The following is a 22,220-nucleotide window of genomic DNA, read 5'->3' as shown; positions in this document are numbered from 1 at the left end:
AAAAAAAGCGGGCGGCAATCGCCACCCGCTTTCCAGCGCATTCAAGCCACGCAAATATTCTGCAGCGTTAACTGCCTTTAGTGGGCCTTCTTCTTAGCGATCGCCAGCTTGGCTGCCGCTTCACCCTTGCGACCTTCCGAATAAATCGGACGACCTTCGACAGCAGGCAGACTCAGCACCTTCTCAAGGTATGGAATTGCCTTTTTGTACTTCTTCTCCTCCAGCCAGAAGTCACCGGCAAAGTAGTTGGCATCCATATCATCCGGTGCAATCTCAATCGCTTTTGTCAGATAAGCCTCTGCCTTGTCATCATCACCAAATCCGACAAAACCACCCGGCACCATGTAGTAGAAGCTGCCCAGCGTCGTATAAACGGAACCATTCATGACGTTAGCATCGATCTTTTCCGCCTCAAGCAGCAGGTCACGCCCCTTCTCCATCTGTGGCATGGCATTAAACATCGAAGACATGCCACCCATCGCACCTGCGTATCCAGCGCGGATAATGGCTTCCCATATCTTCGGTTCAGGACGATCCGCATATTTGGCATTCAGCGCTGCAGCCTTATCTACCAGCGCCTTGAATGCCGCTTCTTTATCATTCTCTGCTGTCTTATAGTTGGCGATAGCCCACTCGGCCTGCAATCCACGCACGCCATCATCGACCTCATCAGCCACAGCAATACCCGATGTCAGTGAAAGCGACAGGGCCACAGCAACTGTCGAAAAAAGCCTATTCATCTTCATATGTTACTTCTCTCCTTTGGCAAATTTACGTGCAATCCGATCCTTGGCTGCAAGCGACCCGTCGACGATTCTCGGAAGCAAGCCGTTGATGCGGACAAACAGGGATTCGGGGAAACCGAGATAAACATCCTTACGATCATTCTCAATCGACGCGATAATCTTTTCAACCACCGCTTCAGGTTCATCCATATTCATACCGGTCGCTTTGCCCATACGTACTACAGGGCCTGTGTTCATCGGTGTTTTTACCGCTCGAGGCGCAACATAGGTCACACTCACTCCGGAGTCGACCAATTCACGACGCAGCGCTTCGGAGAAACCGCGCAGACCGAACTTGGTGGCTGAATAGGTTGCGAAATAGGCAAAACCGATCGAGCCGAAGATGGAGCCCACATTGACAATGCGGCCCGAATTCTGGTCAAGCATGGTGGGAAGAAAGGCGCGAGCCAGCCACATCGGGGCAAGCAGGTTCACATGCATCATAAGCTCGATCTTCTCCGCACTCTCATCCTCAAAGGCGGCAAAGCTGTTCAAGCCAGCCAGATTGATCAGCAGATCAATGCCGCCGAGCAACTCGCTGCACTGCCCGGCCACGGCCTGACACCCTGATGCGGATGAGAGGTCACCAGTAACGGTGTGCGCATCCACGATCCCGGCGGCAACCCTCTCCAGCGCCTCGGCATTGGCATCGACCAACGCAAGCTTGGCGCCACGCTTGGCCAGCTCTGAGGCCAGGATGCTTCCCATGCCGCCACCGGCGCCGGTCAGTACGACCCGTTTATCTCTGATATCCATCAGCTTTCCTCCAGCGCGATCATTGGCAGAGCACGAAAGATATCGCCATACAGCTTGTAGAACATTTTGGCGCAGTGAACTACAGCCTGCCTGTCCTCCTCATGGTCGAGGCGATTCATCAGTTTCTCATAAAAATCGACATGGCTGACATCAAGTGAACCGTGGGAATTAAGGTAGGAGAACGACTTTTTCGGTAAGCCCAGGCTCTTCTCGATATTGCCGGCCGCATGCGTGGCCAGTGATACGCTTGTCCCCTCCAGCACCAACACCATGCCGAAGAATCCAACAGGATTATTACGGTAGACCGTATCGTAGGCGTAGGCCACCATTAGCTCGGTAGCAGGGTGAGGCATACCGGTGCGTACGGCCTCCTTATCGCCGCCACAAGCCTCGATATCGTTCAGGATCCACTCCTGGTGCCCCATCTCCTCTTCAATATATTCACCAACTGCCTCGCGCAGCCACTCCAGCCGCCCAGGCAGTCGACCGCCGGTTGCCATCAACAGCGGCGTGGTATGCTTCACATGGTGGTATGCTTGCGTCAGAAATGCGATATAGCTCTCCAGCGAAAGCTTTCCAGCTGCTCCCATCTGGATAAAGGGGATGGAGATCAGACTGTTGCGGTCAACCTCTGTTGCTGCAGTCAGTTCATCGTAAAATGCCATTCAGGACTCCTTATAGAGGGCTTCGACAGCCTCTTCATAAAATGCATAAATCTGTTTACGGCGTGGTCTTCCGGTACCCGTCCAGAGACCACCTTCAATACTAAAAGGCTCATCAGCAATCAGCCAGCTGGATACACGGGCATAATCGGGCAATCTTCCATTGGCTGCATTCACGGCCGTTCTGATAACCTCTTCACCAACTCCACTGCGCGCCACGATCACCGCCACATTGAACGGACGCGCCTCGCCGAACACGCAGCACTGTGCAACCGCAGGCTCAATAGAGAGTTCACGCTCCACCCATTCCGGTGAAACGTTACGGCCAAAAGCGGTGATAAAGATATGTTTCTTGCGGCCTGTAAGATAAAGAAACCCCTCCTCATCTATATGACCTATGTCACCGGTCGGCCACTGTTTTCCGGTAAAACCTGGTTCGCCGAGATACCCCTTAAACAGACTCCCTCCAACAAGAATCTCGCCGTCGCCGGCAAAGGAGAGCTCTACATGTGGCAGAAGCTTGCCGACACTGCCAGCCCTTTTCACACCCTCACTGTTCACGGCAACCACGCTGGCCGCCTCGGAGAGGCCATACCCTTCATACACTGGAAGCCCTAGTTTTTCGGCTCGCTCCAGTAGGTGGGTAGAAACCGGCGCGCCACCGACAGCGATATAGCGCAGCGTTTCAGGCTTTGGTGCGCCCGCCTCAACAGCAGCCACCAGCGCATGCAGCATCTGCGGAATCATAATACATGTAGTCGCTTTCGTGATGATCAGCATGCCCATAAAGCGGTTCACATCCAACCCTGAAGATCCGCTTAAACCAACGGCAGCGAGCCCCGGCGAACAGATTGTCGCCCCGACCAGAAAAGGCGCATAGAGGCCACCGATGTTCTCCAGAAGTGTTGCATAAGGAAGCAGAGACAGATGTCGATCATCGCACCTGGCACCGGTCACCTCTGCCAGTGATGAAGCCACCTGCTCCATCGCCTGCTGTGTCAGCACCGCGCCTTTGGGTTCCCCTGTTGAGCCAGAGGTGAAGGTCACCTTGCTGCAATCCTCAGGCAGTTGCGTTTTAGATTCAGGCAGCACAAAAAGATAAAGCGATAGAAAACCAAGGGTAATCTCTTTCGCTTCGATATGAGGTAGCTTCATCTGTTCGCAGAGTTTGCGGATCGACTCGGGACTATCTGTAAGAACGCCGTCGACTCCTGCAGCATGAAACAGATGGGCAACTTGAGTCGGGGAAAAAAAATGAGGGACGGGAATCACCGGAATCCCGGCATTCAGGCAGCCCAGATCCATCACCACCCAGCCAGCACCATTATCGCCAGCCAGCGCCAATGTGGAGACATTGTGGCTGCGAAGTTCATCTGTCAGGACAGTGATATGAGAGGAGAGGGTTGCGTAACTTACAAGTGTAGAGGGGAAACCGCTCTCAATGGCGATTCGATCCGGTGAATCAGCGGCAAAGCGTCCTATCGCTTCGATCACCCGGCTCATGTGTATTTCTTAATCCTGGCAATCTTTTCACCCTCTTCTTCAGCAGCGGCCCAGGTATCCCGTAATGCGGCCCATAACTCCTGCAGGTTATCATGCCCCTCCTGAATCGAGCCAAAGCAGATCACCGGATCACCATCGTCGTAATAGCGACCCCATTGCTTCACCTCCTCCTCAGGCAGGCGCCGTTGATCGGCTTCGAGCAGCTGTTTAGGCGACATACCCAGCCGCACAAAGGCATTACGCAGGCGAGTTACGCCGGTGAAAGCCACCCAGCGGAAACCGGCAGTATGAAAAAAGGAGGTAGCACCGATGATCGCCAAGCGCGCATCGCCCGGCCTCGCCTCAGCCAGATTTCCCACTTCGACAATCTCCGAGCGATCAACAGGGGTAGCCAGATAGCGTGAAATCGCAAGCTCAATCGGCTCATCCATATATTTCTCGAGATAGAGCGGACCATCTGCAGCGTCGCGGTAACCCACCACCGCCTTGGTATGATCATGGCGATCTTTGATGCGAATGAAATTAGGCATAAAGGTGCGGACATCCGCTCCGTAGGTGCGATGAAAATTCTCGCGAACAAACTCAGTAGCTGGCCCGTAAGAGGAATGGCCTTTGTGAAGCACTTCAAACACTCAAGATATCTCCATCACTCTTTATTGAAGAAACAGGCTTATCTCTTCCACCAATACAGGAACGTACCAGCGGGGACCAGCAGGCTAGGAGCGATCATACGATTACACAATAAATTCATAGTGCCCCTTCACCAATTTCAAAACCTATACAGCAGGCGAAGAAGGTGAATGATTTGCAAAAACATTGATGATGTCAACTATTTACAGCGCCAACCTTTACGGGTGCAACAGGCTGTTAAATATGGGGATTGATTAGCAAGAGCATGCACATCGGGGAAAACTGCGACATGGAAAGCGCGAAGACTGCAGATGCAACCACCTTTCATTACCACCTTGGAAATAGATATCCCCGACCACTTTGGAAAAAGTGGTCGGGGATAAAAGCGGCCGAGGATCCCGAGCGATAACCATCGGCTTTGCCATTGTCGAGGCAAAGCTCTCTACCCGCACCAGAGTTCGAAAAGCACCTGTAGAAAAGCATTACGCGCAAAATTCAGTGAGCAGCTTTATCTATTCGGATAAAGATGTTCCGGTCAAACCGAGCAGCCGGATGCTCTGACACAAGCAGGGCTCTCTACTTGATGCGCTGTCCCGACTGTAATCAGAGATCGCGAAGCATCTGCTCGTGCTCGGATAGTGAGCGCTCAAAAGCAGAGCGTTCGAAAAGACGATCCATATAGGCTTCAAGATGCGTCCACTTGGAAGTATCGACACCGACAGATGGCAGACGCCATAAAATCGGTGCAAGTGTCACATCGGCAAGTGTGTACTGCTCACCAATGAAATATTCTGTACGGCCAAGGTAAGCATTCATTGAATCGAAATAGACATCCAGCTTCTTCACTGCGTCCTTCTTTTTGCGTCCGTTCTGGCACTCTTCGTAAAGAACATAGAGCTCACGCTCCAGCTGCAGGACAGCCAGTCGCATCTGAGCGCGTTCAGCTGGTGAACCCGGCTTAAGAGGCGGATGCGGATAACGCTCATCAAGGTACTCATTAACAACTGCCGACTCGAAGAAAACGATATCGCGGTCGATAACCGTTGGCAGCTTGCCGTACGGATTGATCTTCATGAAATCTGCAGGAAGGTTCTCCGACTCCAGCTCTTCAGTATCAACCGGCAGTTCTTTTTCAGCCAGAACGATACGGGTACGGTGCGAGTTGGGGCAGTGCGGGTCGGAATAAAGCTTAATCATCGGAGCCTCCAGGCAAAATGGTGGGGCAGTATAGCGTCATACCTGAAAAAATAAAGCTTTTTCGTATTTTCCTTTTAATTCCAATATGTTATGAGACTAGCTGCCTTGCAGGAAAGCGACCCCTTGAGCGACAGCAACGGTGAGCGATTCTTCTAGCGAAAGCTTCGCTGCAATCGCCGATGCAAGTCGGCAGCCAGTCCCGTGAGATTGAGACTCACTCCACGGCTGTCTGGCATGTGAGAACGGGGTAATCTCTCCATCCAGGCCACACAACAGATCGAGAAGCTCATCCCTTTCCCCATGACCGCCTTTAAGCAGCACTGCACAACCCAGTTGATCGACCAGTCTCTTTGCAGCCTCACCGGGGTCGACAACTGCTCCACCCAGAAGCACAGCAGCCTCATCAAGATTAGGTGTCACCAGTGTTGCCAGCGGAAGCAGGGCATGGTTCAGCGCATCCACGCCACCTTGATCGAGCAGGGCCCTGCCACTACTGGAGATCATTACCGGATCAACAACAAGCATTCCTTTATGTAATTGATGCAGCAGCGCGGAGACAACAGCCACATGTTCAGCATCAAGCAACATGCCGGTTTTCACCACAGCCACATCATAGTAATCGAAAACGGCGTGAATTTCGGCATCCAGCTGTGCCAACGACACAGGTTCAATGCGGCTAATAAACTTTGGATTCTGCGCTGTCAGTGCGGTGGTCGCGGAGCAACCATGCACCCCAAGCGCCTCGAAAACACTGAGGTCAGCCTGAATCCCGGCTCCACCGCAGGAGTCGGATCCACCGATGGTCAGGCAGACTTGTCTCACCCCCTCTCCAGTCACGCCAGCTTCCACATCTCAGTCAGCAACCGTGCCTTCGACTCAATATCTTCATCGGCAAACAGCCCTGAAATCACAGCTGCACAGTCAGCGCCGGCCGCTTTGACCTGCACCACATTATCAGCCGTGATACCGCCAATGGCGCAGATATTCGCATCGGGAAGCAATTGACGGGTCTTGGCCAGACGGGCAAGACCTAACGGCGGCACCTCAGGCTTGGTTGTCGTAGCCCAAACTGCACCAAAGGAGACGTAATCAGCGCCATCATTGAGCACAGCTTTGGCGTATGCCACATCAGCCCGGCAGGTCACCCCGACAATCAGGCGCTCACCGATCTGACTCCTGAGCTCAGCCAGATCAGAGAGATCATCACGCCCCAGATGCACACCATCGGCGCCGGCAGCGACAGCCAGATTTGCCGAATCGTTGATGAACAACATCGCCTCATAACGATGCGTAAGTTCACGCAGCGCTTTAGCCCGCTTGATTGCCCGTTTGTACCCCTGTTTTTTGTCACGAAACTGGAGGATGCGGACACCACCCTTTAAAGCCGCCTCGGCTTTCGAGAGAAGATCTGCCATCTCCAGATCAGCAGGAAGTATGGCGTAGATGCCGCTGACTTTAGTCATCAAGCAGTTTTAGAAGGTCTGTAAAGTCAGGCAGGGAGACGACACGATCAGCATACTCCGCAGGCACGTCCTGATAGCCGTGCTCGGCAAATGCAACGGCCATGCATCCAGCGTTAAAGCCAGCCTCAACATCAAAGCGCGTATCACCCACCATCACAGTTTCGGAAGGCTCAACACCCATCGCCCGGCAGCACTCATACAACATATCCGGCGCAGGCTTCTTGGCGAAGCCATCCTCCGGCGAAAGTGCCAGGGTGAGGTAAGGAGTAAGCCCCATCTGGTCCAGCACCTTAATGCGCGCCTTCGCCGGTTTTGCAGTCACGCAGGAGATGGGAATCCCCTTGGCTTTGAGTGTATCAAGCACATGCATTACGCCGGGAAAAGGTTTGCCAAATTCGGCCGGATGCTGCTCATAGATATCGGCAAAAGCGTGGTAGAGCGCCATGGTCTCATCATGCTCCATTGGAAGGCCCAACACATTGGAGGCCAGCTTATGTGCCCCGCCACCGACATGCGGCTGTGTATCCTTAAGGCTTAAACGCAGCTCGTAGCCAAGCGACTCCAGTGCGCGGTTGGCATTGGCCTGAATATCGGGCAATGCATCCACCAGTGTACCGTCGAGGTCGAAAATAAATGCTTTAGGTGTACTCATGACTCTTCCCTTATACCTTGAATTGCCGACATGAACTCATGCAGAACAGCCGGATCGTTTTCCTGCTCAGACAGAAGGTTCAGCGCGGCCAGAACCCTCTCACGATTGCCCTGATCGGTTAACCTTGCCAAGGCCCAGGCCGCATGTCCCCGGATCAATGACTCCCCATCATTCAGGGCATCCAGCAGTGCGGGGATACAGTGCACATTGCCTGAATTGCCCATAGCAATGCAGACATTACGCAGTAAACCACGCCGCTTTGTTCGCTTGATCGGTGATTTCCGGAACCGAATCCGGAACGCCTCTTCGTCGAGCAGGAGCAGACTAGCAAGGTCGGGAAGATTATTCTCCCCTTTTGGCATAAGGAGATCAACAACAGCATCCTTATCTTTGGTGGCATGTGCGTTCCACGGACAGACCATCTGGCAGTCATCACAGCCGTAGATACGGTTACCCATCAACGGGCGAAACTCTGCCGGGATAAAATCATCAAACTCAATCGTCAGGTAGGAGATACAGCGACGCGCATCGACCACGTAAGGAGCAACGATCGCCCTTGTCGGACAGATATCGATGCAGGCTGTGCAGCTACCGCAGTGGTTAATTGCCGGTTGATCCGGCTCAAATTCGGCCGTGGTGAATATCTCGCCGAGCAGAAACCATGAACCCAGCTGCCTCTGAATCGTAAGTGTATGCTTACCCTGCCAGCCTAAGCCGGCTGATGCGGCAAGCGCATGCTCGAGTACAGGGGCGGTATCAACGAAAACCCGCTGATCGTGAACTCCCAGCATCGCATCCAGTTCAAGCGCCAGAGCCTTCAGCCGTTTTTTCATAATATCATGGTAATCGTCGCCATGAGCATAAGCGCTAATCACGCCGCAGAGCTTCTGCGCATCTGCCTCATCCAGCGAATAATCCGGTGGTGTATAATGCATCGCCACAGTGATGACACTGTTAACGCCCTGCAGCATGGTTTCAGGTGATTTGCGTCGCTGCATACGCATCTCTTCCGCCATCCATACCATATCGCCCTGCATGCCAGCATCACTCCAACGCTGCAGTGCATCGGCATGCTGCCCCCCTACTTCGGGACGGGTCACATGACAGAGCGCAAAACCGCACTCCTTCGCTTTGGCGCGAACCCTATCTTTCAAGCCATTGGAAACCATTGCCGCAGTCTGACACAGCACTGGCATCGCGTATAACATAAGCAATTGGTTATTTATCGGTCGAAAGCAACCTGGGGCTACTCAGATTATGGCGTAGTGTTATTTATTGCCCATTTCAGCCGGGCGAAGCTGTTTTGCCAGATTATCAAGCACACCATTGATAAAGCCGCGTGGAGATTCACCTGCATAATCACGGGTCAACTCCAGCGCTTCGTTGATAATCACACGGTAAGGAATCTCCAGACGATTCTGCATCTCCCAGACAGCCAGACGAATCACATTAATCTCAAGCTGAGCCACTGAACGCAGGCTTCTGCCCCGCACCGCTGTTTTGATCACTTCATCGAGCGCATCGACATGATCAGTAACTCCATACACCAATTCACGCAGGTAGTTTTCATCCTGATCGGCGCGCTCTTCATGCTGCAAGCGACTGGCAATCAGATCTGGGATCGCACCGCCATCCTTTTCGCCAGAGCCCCATGCATAAAGTGTTTCCAGCGCAGATTCACGCGCCATATGACGATTTGCCATTAAACCTCCAGAGCCTGCAACTGTCGAACAACTTCAACCGCTGTTAAAGCAGCTTCTTCACCCTTATGCCCATGTGCGCCGCCGATACGTTCCAGCGCCTGTTCATGCGTATCAAGCGTCAATACGCCGTTACCCACCCCAACATCACCACGCTGAGCGACCTTGCCAATGGCATCCATTGCACCCTGACAGACATAGTCAAAGTGGGCCGTATCGCCGCGAATAACACAACCCAGGCAAACAATCGCATCAAAGCGACCCGTGTCGGCCATTTTTGCAGCGATCGTACCGATCTCAAATGCGCCCGGAACATACACAATAGTCATATCCTCATCACGGCCACCGTGCTCTTTCAATGCGGAAACCGCACCCGATAGCAGCGCCTCGGTAATGTCGTTATTAAAACGGCTGACAACAATGCCTACGGTCAACCCCGTAGCATCAACATTGCCAGCCAGATGTGGCGCATCAAGACTCATTTGTTTCATCCTTCATGTTCAGCATATGTCCCATCTTCTCTTTTTTGGTGGTCAGATAGGCTATGTTATCCTTATGTGGGCTACTCTGCAGCTGCACGCGCTCGCTAACCTCAAGCCCGTAACCGTCAAGTGCTACGATCTTCTTCGGGTTATTGGTCAACAGACTAAGCTTACGCAGCCCAAGGTCGCGCAGAATCTGTGCACCGATGCCATAATCGCGCAGGTCCGCTTTAAAACCAAGTTTCTCATTGGCCGATACCGTATCGTGACCGGCATCCTGCAGGTTGTATGCCTTAAGCTTGTTCAAAAGCCCGATGCCGCGCCCTTCCTGCCTGAGGTAGAGAACCACCCCCTCTCCGGCTTCAGCTACCTGCCGCATCGCAGCATGCAGCTGCGAACCGCAGTCACAGCGGCGTGATGCAAAAACGTCACCGGTCAGGCACTCGGAGTGAACGCGAACCAGACACGGACGTTCCGCATCCGGCTCACCCATCACCAACGCCACATGCTCGGTCTTGTCGACCGCATTGCTGTATCCGATCATGCGGAATTCGCCGAACTCGGTCGGCATACGCACCTCCACCTCGCGCCTGACTAATGAATCGTGCTGTAGGCGATGGCTGATCACATCAGCAATAGACCCAACCTTCAGATTGTGTTTCTTGGCAAATTTTTTCAACTCCGGCATGCGCGCCATGGTACCGTCATCATTCATGATTTCGCAGATCACACCAGCAGGCTTGAGCCCCGCAAGCCGAGCCAGATCAATGCTCGCCTCGGTATGGCCAGCACGAACCAGCAGCCCCCCGTCACGTCCAACCAGCGGAAAGACATGGCCCGGCGTATGGATATCTTCTGCCCGGGAGCCATCGGCAATGGCAGTACGAATCGTATGAGCCCGGTCATGGGCAGAGATACCAGTGGTTACACCCTCAGCAGCCTCGATCGAGATCGTAAAGTTGGTTTTGAACTTGGAGTTGGTGTTGGAGACCATCAGTGGCAGCTGCAAACGATCGGTCTGCTCCTGTGTGAGCGCTAGGCAGATCAGTCCGCGACCATGGGTGGCCATGAAGTTGATCGCTTCAGGTGTCACCCACTCCGCAGCCATGACCAGATCACCCTCGTTCTCGCGATCTTCATCGTCAGCGAGAATGATCATGCGTCCTGCACGCAGCTCGTCAAGCAACTCTTCGGTTGTAGCCAGTGTCATGAATTCTCCGTTTGAAATTGCATCAGTCGCTCTACATAACGACCATACATATCTGTTTCGATGTTCACTTCAGCGCCCGCTTTGAGGCCCCCCAGATTGGTGTGCGACAAGGTATGGGGAATCAGGTTAACGGTAAAGTCGCAACCATCCACAAGGTTCACCGTAAGGCTTACCCCGTTGATTGCCACCGACCCTTTTTTCACCACATAGCGAGCCAGGCTTTTGGGCAATCTAAAGGTAAGTTCGCGATGTTCGCCAACCGCCTTTACCGATTTGACGACACCAACGCCGTCAACATGGCCGGTCACCATATGCCCGCCCAGTGCATCACCCATGCGCAGCGCGGGCTCCAGATTGATCGCATCACCTTCTGCCGCATCCGAAAAGATAGTCAGGTTTAGCGACTCTTGAGACAGCGTGGCAGCAAAGGCATGATCTTGCGGAAATTCTGTGATCGTCAGGCAGCAGCCGTTACAGGCGACTGAGTCGCCCAGTTGCCAGTTAGCCATCTCCAACACCGTCTTGAATACCATGTGAGTCTGCTCAGGTTCGCGCCGGATACCCGCTATGGCACCAACGTCCTGAATAATTCCTGTGAACATCGGCGCATCTTACCGTTTTTCCAAACTGATTCCATCGAATCGGTAATTGTGGATAATCAACGGCCATGCAACGTGCCCAAAACATCCTGAAATCAACCTTCGGCTACGAGAACTTCCGCCACCATCAAGCCGACATCATTACTGCTCTGATCGACGGAAATGACGTACTGACACTGATGCCGACCGGCGGCGGAAAATCGATCTGCTACCAAATCCCTGCCCTGATCCGTGCAGGCTGTGGCATTGTCATCTCGCCACTGATCGCACTGATGCAGGATCAGGTCGATGCAATGACCCAGCTCGGTATTCGCGCAGCTTTCCTCAACTCCACGCTTTCGCCCAGCGCACAGCGCGACATCGAAGCGCAACTACTGGCTGGCGAACTCGACCTGCTCTATCTCGCCCCCGAACGCCTGCTAAACTCGGCCACACTGTCACTTCTGGATCGCACTGAAATTGCTCTTTTCGCCATTGATGAGGCGCACTGTGTGTCGCAATGGGGGCACGACTTCCGCAAAGAGTACCAGCAACTTTGCATGCTGCACGAACGTTTTCCAGCAGTTCCACGCATTGCGCTCACGGCCACGGCCGATGCGCGAACGCGCAGTGAAATCATTGAGCAACTGGCTCTGGATCACGCCTCTCTCTTCGTCAACAGCTTCGATCGCCCAAACATCCACTATGCCATCAGCGAGAGTGGCAACAGCCGCGAGGAGCTGTGGCGTTTTATCGAGGAGAATCACCCCGATGACGCGGGTATCATCTACTGCCAGACACGCAAAAGTGTAGATACAATATCCCAATGGCTAAACACCAAAGGGCGAACAGCGCTCCCCTACCATGCAGGACTTGGACAGGAGAGCAGACAGGAGAATCAGCAGCGGTTCCTGCGCGAGGATGGCCTGATCATCGTCGCGACCATCGCTTTCGGCATGGGTATCGACAAGCCTGACGTGCGCTTTGTTGCGCATATGAACCTACCGAAGAATATCGAAGCCTATTATCAGGAGACAGGGCGTGCAGGACGTGACGGCAAACCTGCGGATGCATGGATGAGTTACGGATTAAGAGATGTCGTGGGGCTTCGCCTGTTCACTGAAAACAGTGATGCCGAAGAAAAGTTCAAACGGGTGATGCACCAGAAAACCGATGCCATGCTGGGCTTATGCGAGCTAACCAGCTGCCGCCGCATCGCCCTACTCACCTATTTCGGCGAAACAACCAATCAACCGTGCGGCAACTGCGATAACTGCATGAATCCACCGCAGACATGGGATGCCACCATTGCCACCCAAAAAGCACTCTCCTGCGTCTATCGAACAGGTGAGCGATATGGTGCCCAGTATGTGATCGATGTATTAACCGGGAAAAGCAGTGAGCGCATTGAGCGAAGCAGTCATGACAAGCTATCCACCTTCGATATCGGCCATGAACACACGGCGATTGAATGGCGTGGCATATTCCGCCAGCTGATCGCTCACGGCTATCTCGCCACCGATGCAGAAGGTTATGGTGTTCTGAAACTGACCCAGAAGGCTTGGCCACTGCTCAAGAAGAGTGAAACCCCGCAAACGGTGATGCTGCGCGGTCTTCACAAAGCGAAAGTTAAAAAGAAGAAACTTTCGGCGGCCGTATCGGATCTCTCATCACAGGATCAGCAACTCTTCGAAGCGCTGCGCGCCCTGCGCGCCCGGCTGGCCAAGGAGCAGAACGTGCCGCCCTACGTCATCTTCCCGGATAAAACCCTCACAGAGATGGCGGTCGTCAAACCGGCCAGCGAAGGGCAGTTCCTCGATATCTCCGGTGTCGGCCAAGGCAAACTCGCCCGCTACGGTGAGGTGTTTCTGAACGAAATCAGCAGTTCAACCCGATAGAATTCCAGCAGACAGGTCACATTTTACTCTCAATCCGGATCTCTGGTATAAAGCCATGCCTTTTCGCTTATGTAAATCCGCCTGTAACCACGCTGTTTCAGTTCAGAGGGAAGGTTTTGCTTCAGTTGCGAGTAACGGGCTAGTAACACCAGTTGTGGGTGGTGGAGATCTATTGCCCTGAGATAGGCATCCTCACTCTGCAATCCCGACTGCAACATCTTCTCCGAAACCACCGCATGGTCCGCTGGTACGCTACAGCCTGCAATAAATGGGTAGATAGGGCGATCTGTCACCATACTGCAAGGCGATTCGCCATGTTGCTTTATAGCAGTGAGAAGTTGTTCATCCAGTGCACTCCCTGCTTCTACAAGCTGGGTATTGATTTGCTCACCACGCATAGGGATCATTATAGGGAGTAGCAGAATCAGTGCCCATAACATGACCCTCACGCCTTGGCGAAGCCAGCCATCGAAGGTACCATCCCGATGTTGCTTGCCGACAAAAGCACCCACGCTCAACGCAGCCAGCCACACCAGTGGTACCAGCAGCATGGGAGAGTAGTGGTACCAGACCGGGTGCATAAACAGCAGTGCAACGAGCACACATAACAGCCAGATCAGAGGAAACAGATCAAACGGTATGCCACGCTTCGAATTCACTTGGGAGTCGGTGTGTGTGTTCAACCTTAGTGAGCCGTACATGCGCAGCATAGCAATGATGGCCAGCACCAGTATGGGGAAATAGAGAATCTTCTTCGCCAAGAGGTGCAGTAGCGTTAAATCGGGCATCCACTGCTTCGGTTGCACATGGTGCAGAAGCAGATAGCGAATGTTCTCATGCAACAGGGCAGGATCATAAAGTGCCGGGGCAATCATCCATGTGCAGAGCAACAGCACGAACAGTACGCCTGCAAGCCAAGCCAAAACAAGTTGGCCACCATGTGGGCGCCTAGCCAGCTCTACTAGCATCGCAGGAACCATAAGGACCGCAAACAGTTTAACCATAACTGCCATAGCCATGAGTGCAGCTGAAACGTAAACAGCCACTGACCCGACCTGCAAAGGGCCACTTCGTCGAATAGCCAACAGAGAGGCCAGCCCCAGAGCAATAAATGGTAGTGACTGCATCAGCGAGGCGGACATCAGAAGAAATTGACCATCAAGCAGAAGCAGCAGAGATGCTGTAAACGCGGCCAGCCAACCCGCCCGCTGTTGAATCAATAGAACCAGGCACCATAACAGCAGGGCTACAAAAAGTGTGATCATCATGCGGCCCACCTGAAGCTGGTAGCCAAAGAGATTGAACCAACCGGTTAACATCACACTGAAAAATGGAAAATGGTCGTATTTTACCTGCGAAAAAAAGGTGTAACCCTGATGATAGAGCTGGGCCAATATCACCTGTATCCCTTCATCCGTATCAATTTCAAACTGTGAAAAATCAGGTAATAGAACCACCAAAGCAATAAAGAAGCAGGGTAGCAAAACCCAATAGATCGAACGATCAAATATTGTCTTGAGAACTCGTATCAAGTGAACGGAGTTAGCCTTCAAACTGAAGCCCTGCTCGCTGATCCCACCCTGTTTGACTCAATGGGTTCACAAATGAGAGGAATCCAGCCGACTCGGGGCAGCTCTGGAATCACTGGAATCAGGCATAATGCGGATAAACCGGTTGGAACATCTGTGACTCGATGTCAGCCATAATATCTTCTGGTTCTTCCCGGTCACTGAGCCCTTGACTGTAGGCAATGGCTGCAACATCACGCGCTATCAGTGCTGACACATCCCGAATCCGGGATAGGGACGGATAGATACGCCCCAGTTCGAGATCCTGGTCGGTAACCTGCTCGGCCAAGGTACGGGCCGCTCTCAGGAACATTTCATCTGTAACCCGACGGGCACGGCTTGCCACAGCCCCCAAACCCACACCTGGGAAAATATAGGCGTTATTTCCCTGTCCGGGCACAAACGTTCGGCTTCCCCTTTCAACAGGTTCAAACGGGCTACCACTTGCAAATATTGCCTGCCCCTGGCTCCAATCATAGGCCTGCTCAGCGCTGCATTCAGCTTTGGAAGTGGGGTTGGAGAGGGCAAAAATTATCGGCCGCTGGTTGATCTCGCCCATGACTTCAATCACTTCTCGGCTAAACGCCCCGGCTTGGCCGGAAACACCAATGATTGCAGTGGGTTGCAGTGCCTTCACCGCTTCAATAAAACTGCCGGCAGCTGCATGCTTGTGGGCATAAGGGCGTTTGGAGGCGGATATCTCTCCACGATCGCTCACCACCAACCCTTTTGAATCCACGAACCAGCAGTGCTGACGGGCTTTTTCAACGGACATTCCTTCATCGACCAGTGCGGCGACCACCGTATCAGCGATACCGATGCCGGCTTCTCCAGCTCCTAGAAAGAGCAAGCGTTGATCAGAGAGCTCTCCTCCTGTGATGCGCAGTGCTGAGATAATCCCGGCCAGCGCAACTGCACCTGTGCCCTGAATATCATCGTCGAAGAGGCATGTTTTCTGGCGATACTGCTGCAGAAGCCTGAAGGCATTGGCATTACCGAAATCCTCCAGCTGAATCAGTACACCGGGGAACATATCCTGTGCAGCAGTTATAAATTCATCGACCAATGCATCGTATTGCTCCCCCCGAATACGCCGCCGCTCCACACCATTATAGAGGGGATCATTCAGCAGCTCTTCATTATTGGTACCGACATCCAGCATGACCGGCAGACACTGTGTCGGATGGATGCCTGCGCATGCAGTGTACAAAGAGAGTTTTCCAATCGGAATACCCATACCATTTGCTCCAAGGTCACCAAGACCGAGTATCCGTTCACCATCGGTCACCACGATGATGCGGGCATTTTTATGCGGCCAATTATCAAGCACCTCGCGAATATGGCCGCGATCAGAGGGTCCAATATAGAGTCCGCGGGGAATCCGGTAGATATGGCCGAACTCCTGACACGCCTTGCCCACAGTGGGCGTGTAGACCAGCGGCATCATCTCCTCGATATGGTTCATGAGCACACGGTAGAAAAGGGTTTCATTACGATCCTGCAACCCAATCAGGTAGAGGTAGCGTTCCAGGTCGTTCACTTTGCTGCGGATAGCGCCAAGCACCCGCATCTCCTGCTCTGCTAGTGAGTGAATGCGTGGTGGCAGCAGTCCACGCAGCTTCAGGGCATCGCGCTCAGCATCGGTAAACGCAGTGCTCTTGTTGCGTATCGGATCATGAAGGATTTTTACACCCTGATGCATTTTTGATGCTGAAAGTTCACTCATAGGGGCTACCCTCGCATGGTATAATCAATGGAACAAAAGTGCTCCGGCCTACCATGATAAAACATAGCAGATCATACGGATCACATCCATTTGCTTTGCAACGGTAAGTACTTCTCTCTTCGATGAACCAGCTCTGAATGAAACACGCAAGTCAGTATCATAAAACTATGGCAAAGGGCACTGTCCGAAAAAACAGATCTTTATTTATACGTGGATATCTGATTGCGGCCCGCCTGCTTGGATTGATAAAGTGCCGTATCTACATGGATCAAAATATCCTTGATGCTCGTCTCTTTTGAGAAGCCCGCTATACCTGCGCTAATAGTAATCTTGCTGCCCCCCTCGAATGTGCAATCACGCACCTTTTTGAGCAACTTGTCAGCCAGTTTATAGGCATCGTTCACACCAGTATTAGGGCAGACAATAAGGAACTCTTCTCCCCCCCAGCGCCCAACATAATCAGTTGCACGTACGTTACTTCTCATAAGCTCAGAAAATCCAACCAGCACTGCATCACCCACTGAATGGCCGTAGGTATCATTGATCTCTTTAAAGAAGTCGATGTCTATCAGGATAAGTGACACACCTTGTCCATACCTGTCCACATTGGCTTTTTGCTCAATGAGCACTGAATCCATTTTCACCCGATTATAGAGCCCGGACAACTTGTCAGTGTTTGATATGATAACCAGCTGATCGTTTAGCCGACTCAGTCTTCTGAAGTGATAGATGAACCCTAGGGCTAAAAGGGAAAAACCAGCAAAGAACTTCCATAGGAACGTATAATCGGCTACCACCTCCTGCTTAACCGATACCCACTTATTAAAAATTCCCTGCTGAGTATCGCTATCGATATTACCGACTAATTTCTGGAATATCCCTCTCAAGATCGGTTCATCATTGCGGGTTCCTACAGCCAACTGCACCCCTTCATCAAGACGCGACGAAACCTTTAAAATACCGGTGAAATCCTTTTGGATCGATGCGGCAATCGTCATTAAATTATCAATGTGGCCAAACAACTCACCACTGGCCACCCGCTCCAGTCCATCGGTAATGGAGTCCACCTCAACAATGTTTATGTTTTCATATTTACCTCTCAGCTTTTCAGCAACCGCATAGCCTTTCACCACACCCAGTTTTTCATCTAGGACCTCTGCAATATCATTGATAAAAAATTTATCCATTGTCGTGGCCATAACGATAGGGAGGTCGATATATGGCGTAGTAAAATCCATATATTCAGTTCGCTCAGGCGTAGATGAAGCCAGAGAGAAGATGTCGCACTTGCGCTGCTTTGCCTTTGTAATGGAGTCATGCCAGCTCTTGGTTGGTATCAACTTGATGGGTATCGGAAGCTGGGCCCTAAATAAATCAAACACCTCGGCCACAATGCCGATGTGCACCCCATCTTGAATGCTTTCAAAGGGCATCCAGTCTGGATCCACACACATATTGATGACCTTTTTATCCTGCAGGTAGAGCTTTTGTTTATCAGTAAATATTGCACTGCGGCCAAATTCGCGCAAAACCTCATCAAACAGGAATGTGCCTGGCTCCTGCTGTGCCGAGAGCAAACCACTGTGTTTGAACTGCTTCACTGCCCGCAAAGCCAGCTCTTTATTGGTCGCTCCAATTTCAAAAAAGTCCAGAAGCATCATTTCCCTGGTTATATCTGCCTCATAGGCCAGTGCTTCAATGCTTTTTAATTTTGAGTATTTTTCATATATAATCGCAATGGTCTCTTCCGTGTGCGCCAAGGCATATTCCCACCCCTTATTGGATGCATCGATAAATTTACGCGTTCTTTCGGAATGATTCAGTGCTTCAGAGTAAGAGGTGAACAGGTTGACCGCACTCATGACAAAACCGTAGTCAGCCGGGTCTATGACATTATAAGGTACATTCAGCTGATCAAGCTGGTAAAGCTGATTCGTTCGAAATGCAGTCATCGCATCCACTTTATGTTGAATGAAATCGTCAATATTGAAACTGTGGCCCAAGAAACTCGCGTTATTTTTGTTGACATAAAAATGGTCCAGAAGAAGCGCCAGCGAGCTGTATTTAAGCTCATCCTTTGTACCCATGATCGTTTTCCCTATCAGGTCACTGGGTGACTTTATCTCTTTGGATGTAACGAAAACGAGCGGTGACTGCTGGAAGTATGTAGCTAGGAGAATAATAGGCTCGAGCTTCCCATTATCTATAACAACACTGGAGTTATGAATGGCGTAGTTGCTTTTTCCAGTGAGTACATGTTCGACAGCATCAATGCCAGCTTCGTACTCAATCAGTTCAACATCAAGGCCAGCCTTTTCATAGAAGCCTTTCTCTTTTGCCATGATGAACCCGGCGAATTCAAACTGATATTTCCACTCAAGCTGCAAAGAAACACTCTCTAATGATTGTGCCGCAACCGCTGGAGTTGAGGCTAAAATAAGAGAAAATGCGTATAGGAAGATACTAACTGTCAGCTTTCGAACACCATGGGCCTCTGCATGCACTTCATCACCCCTTTCCCAGCAAGACACTTACTGTTCAGCTAAAACATAGAGCAGTTTACTCAAGAAATTAAGTCGTCAACCATATTCAATAAAGACGATGATATGGTTGATAGTTAACCGCACATCACATTTTGCCTTAACAGATCCAGTATAGCACAAGAGCGGGTCTCCAGCGACGTCCAGCCGGCACTCCTGTGAAGCATAAGAAAATCAGCTTAATAAACACCAAAAACCCGTTAGCAAAGCTATCAATGTTGCTTCAGGCTCCTCTTAAGCAGGATCCACGTACCGGCTCAGATCCAGAATACCTGACTCTACAGGCTGTGCCGTTTCGTGCTGTTGCTTAAACCAATCTGCCATTTCCCAGAATTTCGGATTGGTGCGCCTGATTCCGTAGTCATTTACCAGCTCCTCAAAACCCTCTTCCTTATACTGAAGGCTCTCACAAGCAGCGATGAATTCATCCAGCCTCTCTGGCGGGACATTGAAGAAGAAGTTGGGATAGGCACCAGCCAGACCTCTTGTCACGGTGAGAGTATCACCACTCATGTCGCTCTCCGTACGATCATTCACCTCCTTGGTGAAGGAGTCTTTTTCGTACAACTTGTACGATTTGTTGTAGATAACCGTATAGGATTCGTCACCGATTCGAACATAAGAGAGTGCCGGGAAATAACGCAGAGGATAAAGATCCCTCCCCTCTTTCGAATACTTTCCTTTCATATCGGCCAGCTTCTGCATTGCCCGGTCACTGGGCGAAGAGAAACACTCCTCCTTGTTACAGCGATTCAGGTCTTCTGAATCCGGAGATCTGAATACGACATGCTCCCTGAGCAGCGCATAAAGCTCATGCTGCTCAGACTTCGTCTTATATCCTGAGACCGACTCCACATCCAGCCATGCACTGGTTTTCCTGCTGATCTTACGAGTGCTGCTGCGATCCACATTGTGCCACGACTCATAGAGCTCCTTGCGCTTATCCACTGGCAGGAAGAAAAGGAAATTGTCCTCGCCCTCCATACGCAGAAAGTCCATGTAAAGTCGTGCCGACGCCTGATGACCGAGTGTGCCGAAGGTGTTGTATCCAGCCACCAGCAGGTAGTGCAGTCGCTCAAACACCGGATAATCAATCATCCATGCAGTTTCCGGCTCATCGCCTATCAGACCATAATGAACCGAAGCACTGTCGAGATGGCGGAATACGGTCAACGCGGAATTCCTGTTTATGGTGGCACCAGTCGGATTGATGCCATCCCAGACAAACTCATCCAAGGCTCTCTTAACAGGAAGGGGAAACTCAGGTGTCGCCCTGTTTTCATTCGGTGTGTAGTAGTCCAGTTTGGCCTGCATATACGCCTGCTCCTTCGGCCAGTACTTTAGCCAGGCGGTAAACAGACGGTGGGTATTCCCCAGTTCAGTCGGCAGGTGCAATAACGTATCATTACTGGCGATAAAGGCCTCATCCAGGCCATGTTGTTTATAGTCAGGAGGATTTTCAGGTTTAAGGAAAAAGACCCAGAAGTGGTCCTCAATGGAACTGAGTGCACCCAGCCCGCGGCATACCGGCCCCTTGATAAAACCGTTGATAAAGAAGCGGGCATCATCGAGCAGAAACTGATAGCGCGATCTGGCAGGGATTTTTTCAAACACCTTAAAAGGGGTAATCATGTGATTTTCATAAAACCCGAACAGCTTTTTCATCCTGATGACAAAGTTCTTAAACTTATCCAAAGATTCGGCAGAATTATAGGCTGGTAGTTCTGTCACTTTATAATCAGCACCCAGGAAAAGTTCTTTGTACCTCTTCATGCGCGCATCTGAAAGCTCATAAACAATATGACTCTTATCCACGATACTCGCCCTGTAAGGGCGAAGGCGATAATAGAACGTGTCGACTTTAACATTGTTGACCATTGGTTGGTCGTAAGGACGAACCGATGGAATTTCTTCTATCGGCTCTCCAGGTTTAGAGGTGGATCGTACCAGCCGGAAAAACTCCCGCTCCGGCGCTCCTTTGAAATGGAGGTGTCCAAGCACCAGATGTTCATAGATATAGCGGCTGACAAGCTTTCTTTTGAGAATATCCCCTCTCTTTTCAACTCCAGAGCCGTTAAAAAAACCTTCCCATTCCTCAATCTGGACTGCTGCTGAAGACACCTTTTCCCTCTCAGAAAACTTCGCCCCCTGAGCCAGCCACTGCACCAGCTGCCTGTACTCATTTTCGGAAAGGTTCGGAACCGCGAAAGGCATACCCCAGCTCTTATGATCCTTGGAAAAGTCACCGAAAGCTTCAAGTCTGGTGCACTGCTGCGCACGATCCAGACTAACATCTAGGTTCCTAGGATCCTTGCCATCCTTGGGGTTCTCATAATCCTGAGGGAGTTTGCCGCTCTCTGGAAAAGGGTTCTCCCGTTTCAGATTCAGCATCTGGTAAATCAGCGAGTTTTTGAGGTTATCTCTGGGGTCTCCTCCGCTTTCATTGAGCACACTGAAAAACTGCTTTTCGCGCCACTCATCTTTTGAGTTGGCATCAATAAAGAGGCGTGTCGGCTTCTGAAGGGTAAAGCGCTTCTTGTTATACACCTTCAGTTTATTCGCACCCCGCTCTATACCTTCGAATGAGGTAAGCTTGAGCTGGCATGGGGCGTCGTAACAGCCGTGACAGACGATGCAGCGTTTCTCCAGTACTGGCCTGATATCGTTAAATGTAAGTTTATTTTCGGGAAGGGACTCGATCAGTTTAAGATCCCTTGCCGCAACTTCCGGTACAGGAAGCATCGGCTTGGCAGGCGGTTCCTGCTTCGCACAGGCTGAGAAGATCAGCAGAGCTGCCAGTGGCATCAGCACAACGGCTCTTAATCCATTTTTTTGTAAAGAGAATGGTTTAATTCTGAAAATCATAACCC

The 22,220-nt window shown here is 51.5% G+C and carries 20 protein-coding genes; 2 read left to right on the top strand and 18 right to left on the bottom strand.

The window, feature by feature from the left end; genetic code table 11:
- Positions 1–77: 77 nt before the first annotated feature.
- Genes Ga0123461_RS04645 through Ga0123461_RS04625 form a run of 5 tightly spaced genes read right to left on the bottom strand, consistent with a single transcriptional unit; the run spans position 78 to position 4,338 of the window.
- Positions 78–740, bottom strand: a complete 663-nt coding sequence (locus tag Ga0123461_RS04645) for a tetratricopeptide repeat protein (RefSeq protein WP_198507157.1) — start codon at positions 738–740, stop codon at positions 78–80.
- A gap of 9 nt (positions 741–749) precedes the next feature.
- A complete protein-coding gene (locus Ga0123461_RS04640; protein WP_100277260.1) occupies positions 750–1,541 on the bottom strand; it encodes an SDR family oxidoreductase in 792 nt (263 codons plus the stop codon).
- Entirely contained in the window at positions 1,541–2,206 is a 666-nt protein-coding gene (locus Ga0123461_RS04635; protein ID WP_100277259.1) for a TenA family transcriptional regulator, read from the bottom strand. The genes Ga0123461_RS04640 and Ga0123461_RS04635 overlap by 1 nt, the downstream gene beginning before the upstream one ends.
- On the bottom strand, positions 2,207–3,706 hold the full coding sequence (locus tag Ga0123461_RS04630) for an AMP-binding protein (RefSeq protein ID WP_100277258.1): 1,500 nt from the start codon (positions 3,704–3,706) through the stop codon (positions 2,207–2,209). It lies immediately after the preceding gene.
- The gene (locus Ga0123461_RS04625; protein WP_100277257.1) at positions 3,703–4,338 is read right to left on the bottom strand and encodes a thermostable hemolysin; all 636 of its coding nucleotides are present in this window, start codon (positions 4,336–4,338) and stop codon (positions 3,703–3,705) included. Before Ga0123461_RS04625 ends, Ga0123461_RS04630 begins: the two co-directional genes overlap by 4 nt.
- 358 nt (positions 4,339–4,696) lie before the next feature.
- On the opposite strand from Ga0123461_RS04625, the gene Ga0123461_RS12310 reads away from it, so the two are divergent.
- Positions 4,697–4,897: a hypothetical protein gene (locus tag Ga0123461_RS12310; protein ID WP_157819226.1), complete on the top strand. Its 201-nt coding sequence runs from the start codon at positions 4,697–4,699 to the stop codon at positions 4,895–4,897.
- A 42-nt stretch (positions 4,898–4,939) separates the two neighbouring features.
- On the opposite strand, the gene Ga0123461_RS04620 is transcribed toward Ga0123461_RS12310, so the two are convergent.
- The 9 genes from Ga0123461_RS04620 to Ga0123461_RS04580 form a co-directional block, all read right to left on the bottom strand.
- Complete coding sequence (locus Ga0123461_RS04620) at positions 4,940–5,533, bottom strand: glutathione S-transferase N-terminal domain-containing protein (RefSeq protein ID WP_100277256.1); 594 nt, start codon at positions 5,531–5,533, stop codon at positions 4,940–4,942.
- A gap of 96 nt (positions 5,534–5,629) precedes the next feature.
- Complete coding sequence (gene thiD, locus Ga0123461_RS04615) at positions 5,630–6,355, bottom strand: bifunctional hydroxymethylpyrimidine kinase/phosphomethylpyrimidine kinase (protein WP_232710368.1); 726 nt, start codon at positions 6,353–6,355, stop codon at positions 5,630–5,632.
- 11 nt (positions 6,356–6,366) lie between these two features.
- Positions 6,367–6,996 carry a thiamine phosphate synthase gene (gene thiE, locus Ga0123461_RS04610; RefSeq protein WP_100277254.1) on the bottom strand — a complete coding sequence of 210 codons (630 nt, stop codon included), beginning with the start codon at positions 6,994–6,996 and terminating at the stop codon, positions 6,367–6,369.
- A complete protein-coding gene (locus Ga0123461_RS04605; protein ID WP_100277253.1) occupies positions 6,989–7,648 on the bottom strand; it encodes an HAD family hydrolase in 660 nt (219 codons plus the stop codon). The genes thiE and Ga0123461_RS04605 overlap by 8 nt, the downstream gene beginning before the upstream one ends.
- Complete coding sequence (gene queG, locus Ga0123461_RS04600) at positions 7,645–8,817, bottom strand: tRNA epoxyqueuosine(34) reductase QueG (protein ID WP_100277252.1); 1,173 nt, start codon at positions 8,815–8,817, stop codon at positions 7,645–7,647. Before queG ends, Ga0123461_RS04605 begins: the two co-directional genes overlap by 4 nt.
- Positions 8,818–8,916: 99 nt before the next feature.
- Positions 8,917–9,351: a transcription antitermination factor NusB gene (nusB, locus tag Ga0123461_RS04595; protein WP_100277251.1), complete on the bottom strand. Its 435-nt coding sequence runs from the start codon at positions 9,349–9,351 to the stop codon at positions 8,917–8,919.
- The gene (ribH, locus tag Ga0123461_RS04590; protein ID WP_100277250.1) at positions 9,351–9,830 is read right to left on the bottom strand and encodes a 6,7-dimethyl-8-ribityllumazine synthase; all 480 of its coding nucleotides are present in this window, start codon (positions 9,828–9,830) and stop codon (positions 9,351–9,353) included. Before ribH ends, nusB begins: the two co-directional genes overlap by 1 nt.
- Complete coding sequence (locus Ga0123461_RS04585; RefSeq protein ID WP_100277249.1) at positions 9,820–11,040, bottom strand: bifunctional 3,4-dihydroxy-2-butanone-4-phosphate synthase/GTP cyclohydrolase II; 1,221 nt, start codon at positions 11,038–11,040, stop codon at positions 9,820–9,822. The genes ribH and Ga0123461_RS04585 overlap by 11 nt, the downstream gene beginning before the upstream one ends.
- On the bottom strand, positions 11,037–11,642 hold the full coding sequence (locus Ga0123461_RS04580) for a riboflavin synthase (protein WP_100277248.1): 606 nt from the start codon (positions 11,640–11,642) through the stop codon (positions 11,037–11,039). Before Ga0123461_RS04580 ends, Ga0123461_RS04585 begins: the two co-directional genes overlap by 4 nt.
- Before the next feature lie 65 nt (positions 11,643–11,707).
- On the opposite strand from Ga0123461_RS04580, the gene recQ reads away from it, so the two are divergent.
- Positions 11,708–13,516, top strand: a complete 1,809-nt coding sequence (recQ, locus tag Ga0123461_RS04575; RefSeq protein WP_100277247.1) for a DNA helicase RecQ — start codon at positions 11,708–11,710, stop codon at positions 13,514–13,516.
- A gap of 29 nt (positions 13,517–13,545) precedes the next feature.
- On the opposite strand, the gene Ga0123461_RS04570 is transcribed toward recQ, so the two are convergent.
- From Ga0123461_RS04570 to Ga0123461_RS04555, 4 genes are all read right to left on the bottom strand, one after another.
- Positions 13,546–14,973: a hypothetical protein gene (locus Ga0123461_RS04570; protein ID WP_157819225.1), complete on the bottom strand. Its 1,428-nt coding sequence runs from the start codon at positions 14,971–14,973 to the stop codon at positions 13,546–13,548.
- A gap of 193 nt (positions 14,974–15,166) precedes the next feature.
- A complete protein-coding gene (locus Ga0123461_RS04565; protein WP_100277245.1) occupies positions 15,167–16,810 on the bottom strand; it encodes an NAD-dependent malic enzyme in 1,644 nt (547 codons plus the stop codon).
- Positions 16,811–17,010: 200 nt separating this feature from the next.
- Complete coding sequence (locus tag Ga0123461_RS04560; RefSeq protein WP_100277244.1) at positions 17,011–19,314, bottom strand: diguanylate cyclase; 2,304 nt, start codon at positions 19,312–19,314, stop codon at positions 17,011–17,013.
- Between the two features lie 270 nt (positions 19,315–19,584).
- Positions 19,585–22,215, bottom strand: coding sequence for a fatty acid cis/trans isomerase (locus tag Ga0123461_RS04555; RefSeq protein WP_100277243.1), 2,631 nt, complete (start codon positions 22,213–22,215; stop codon positions 19,585–19,587).
- Between the last annotated feature and the right edge of the window lie 5 nt (positions 22,216–22,220).

The sequence above is a fragment of the Mariprofundus aestuarium genome, from assembly GCF_002795805.1.
Lineage (GTDB): Bacteria > Pseudomonadota > Zetaproteobacteria > Mariprofundales > Mariprofundaceae > Mariprofundus > Mariprofundus aestuarium.
Note: the sequence above shows the minus strand (reverse complement) of the source record. Positions and strands in the feature narration are given on the sequence as shown.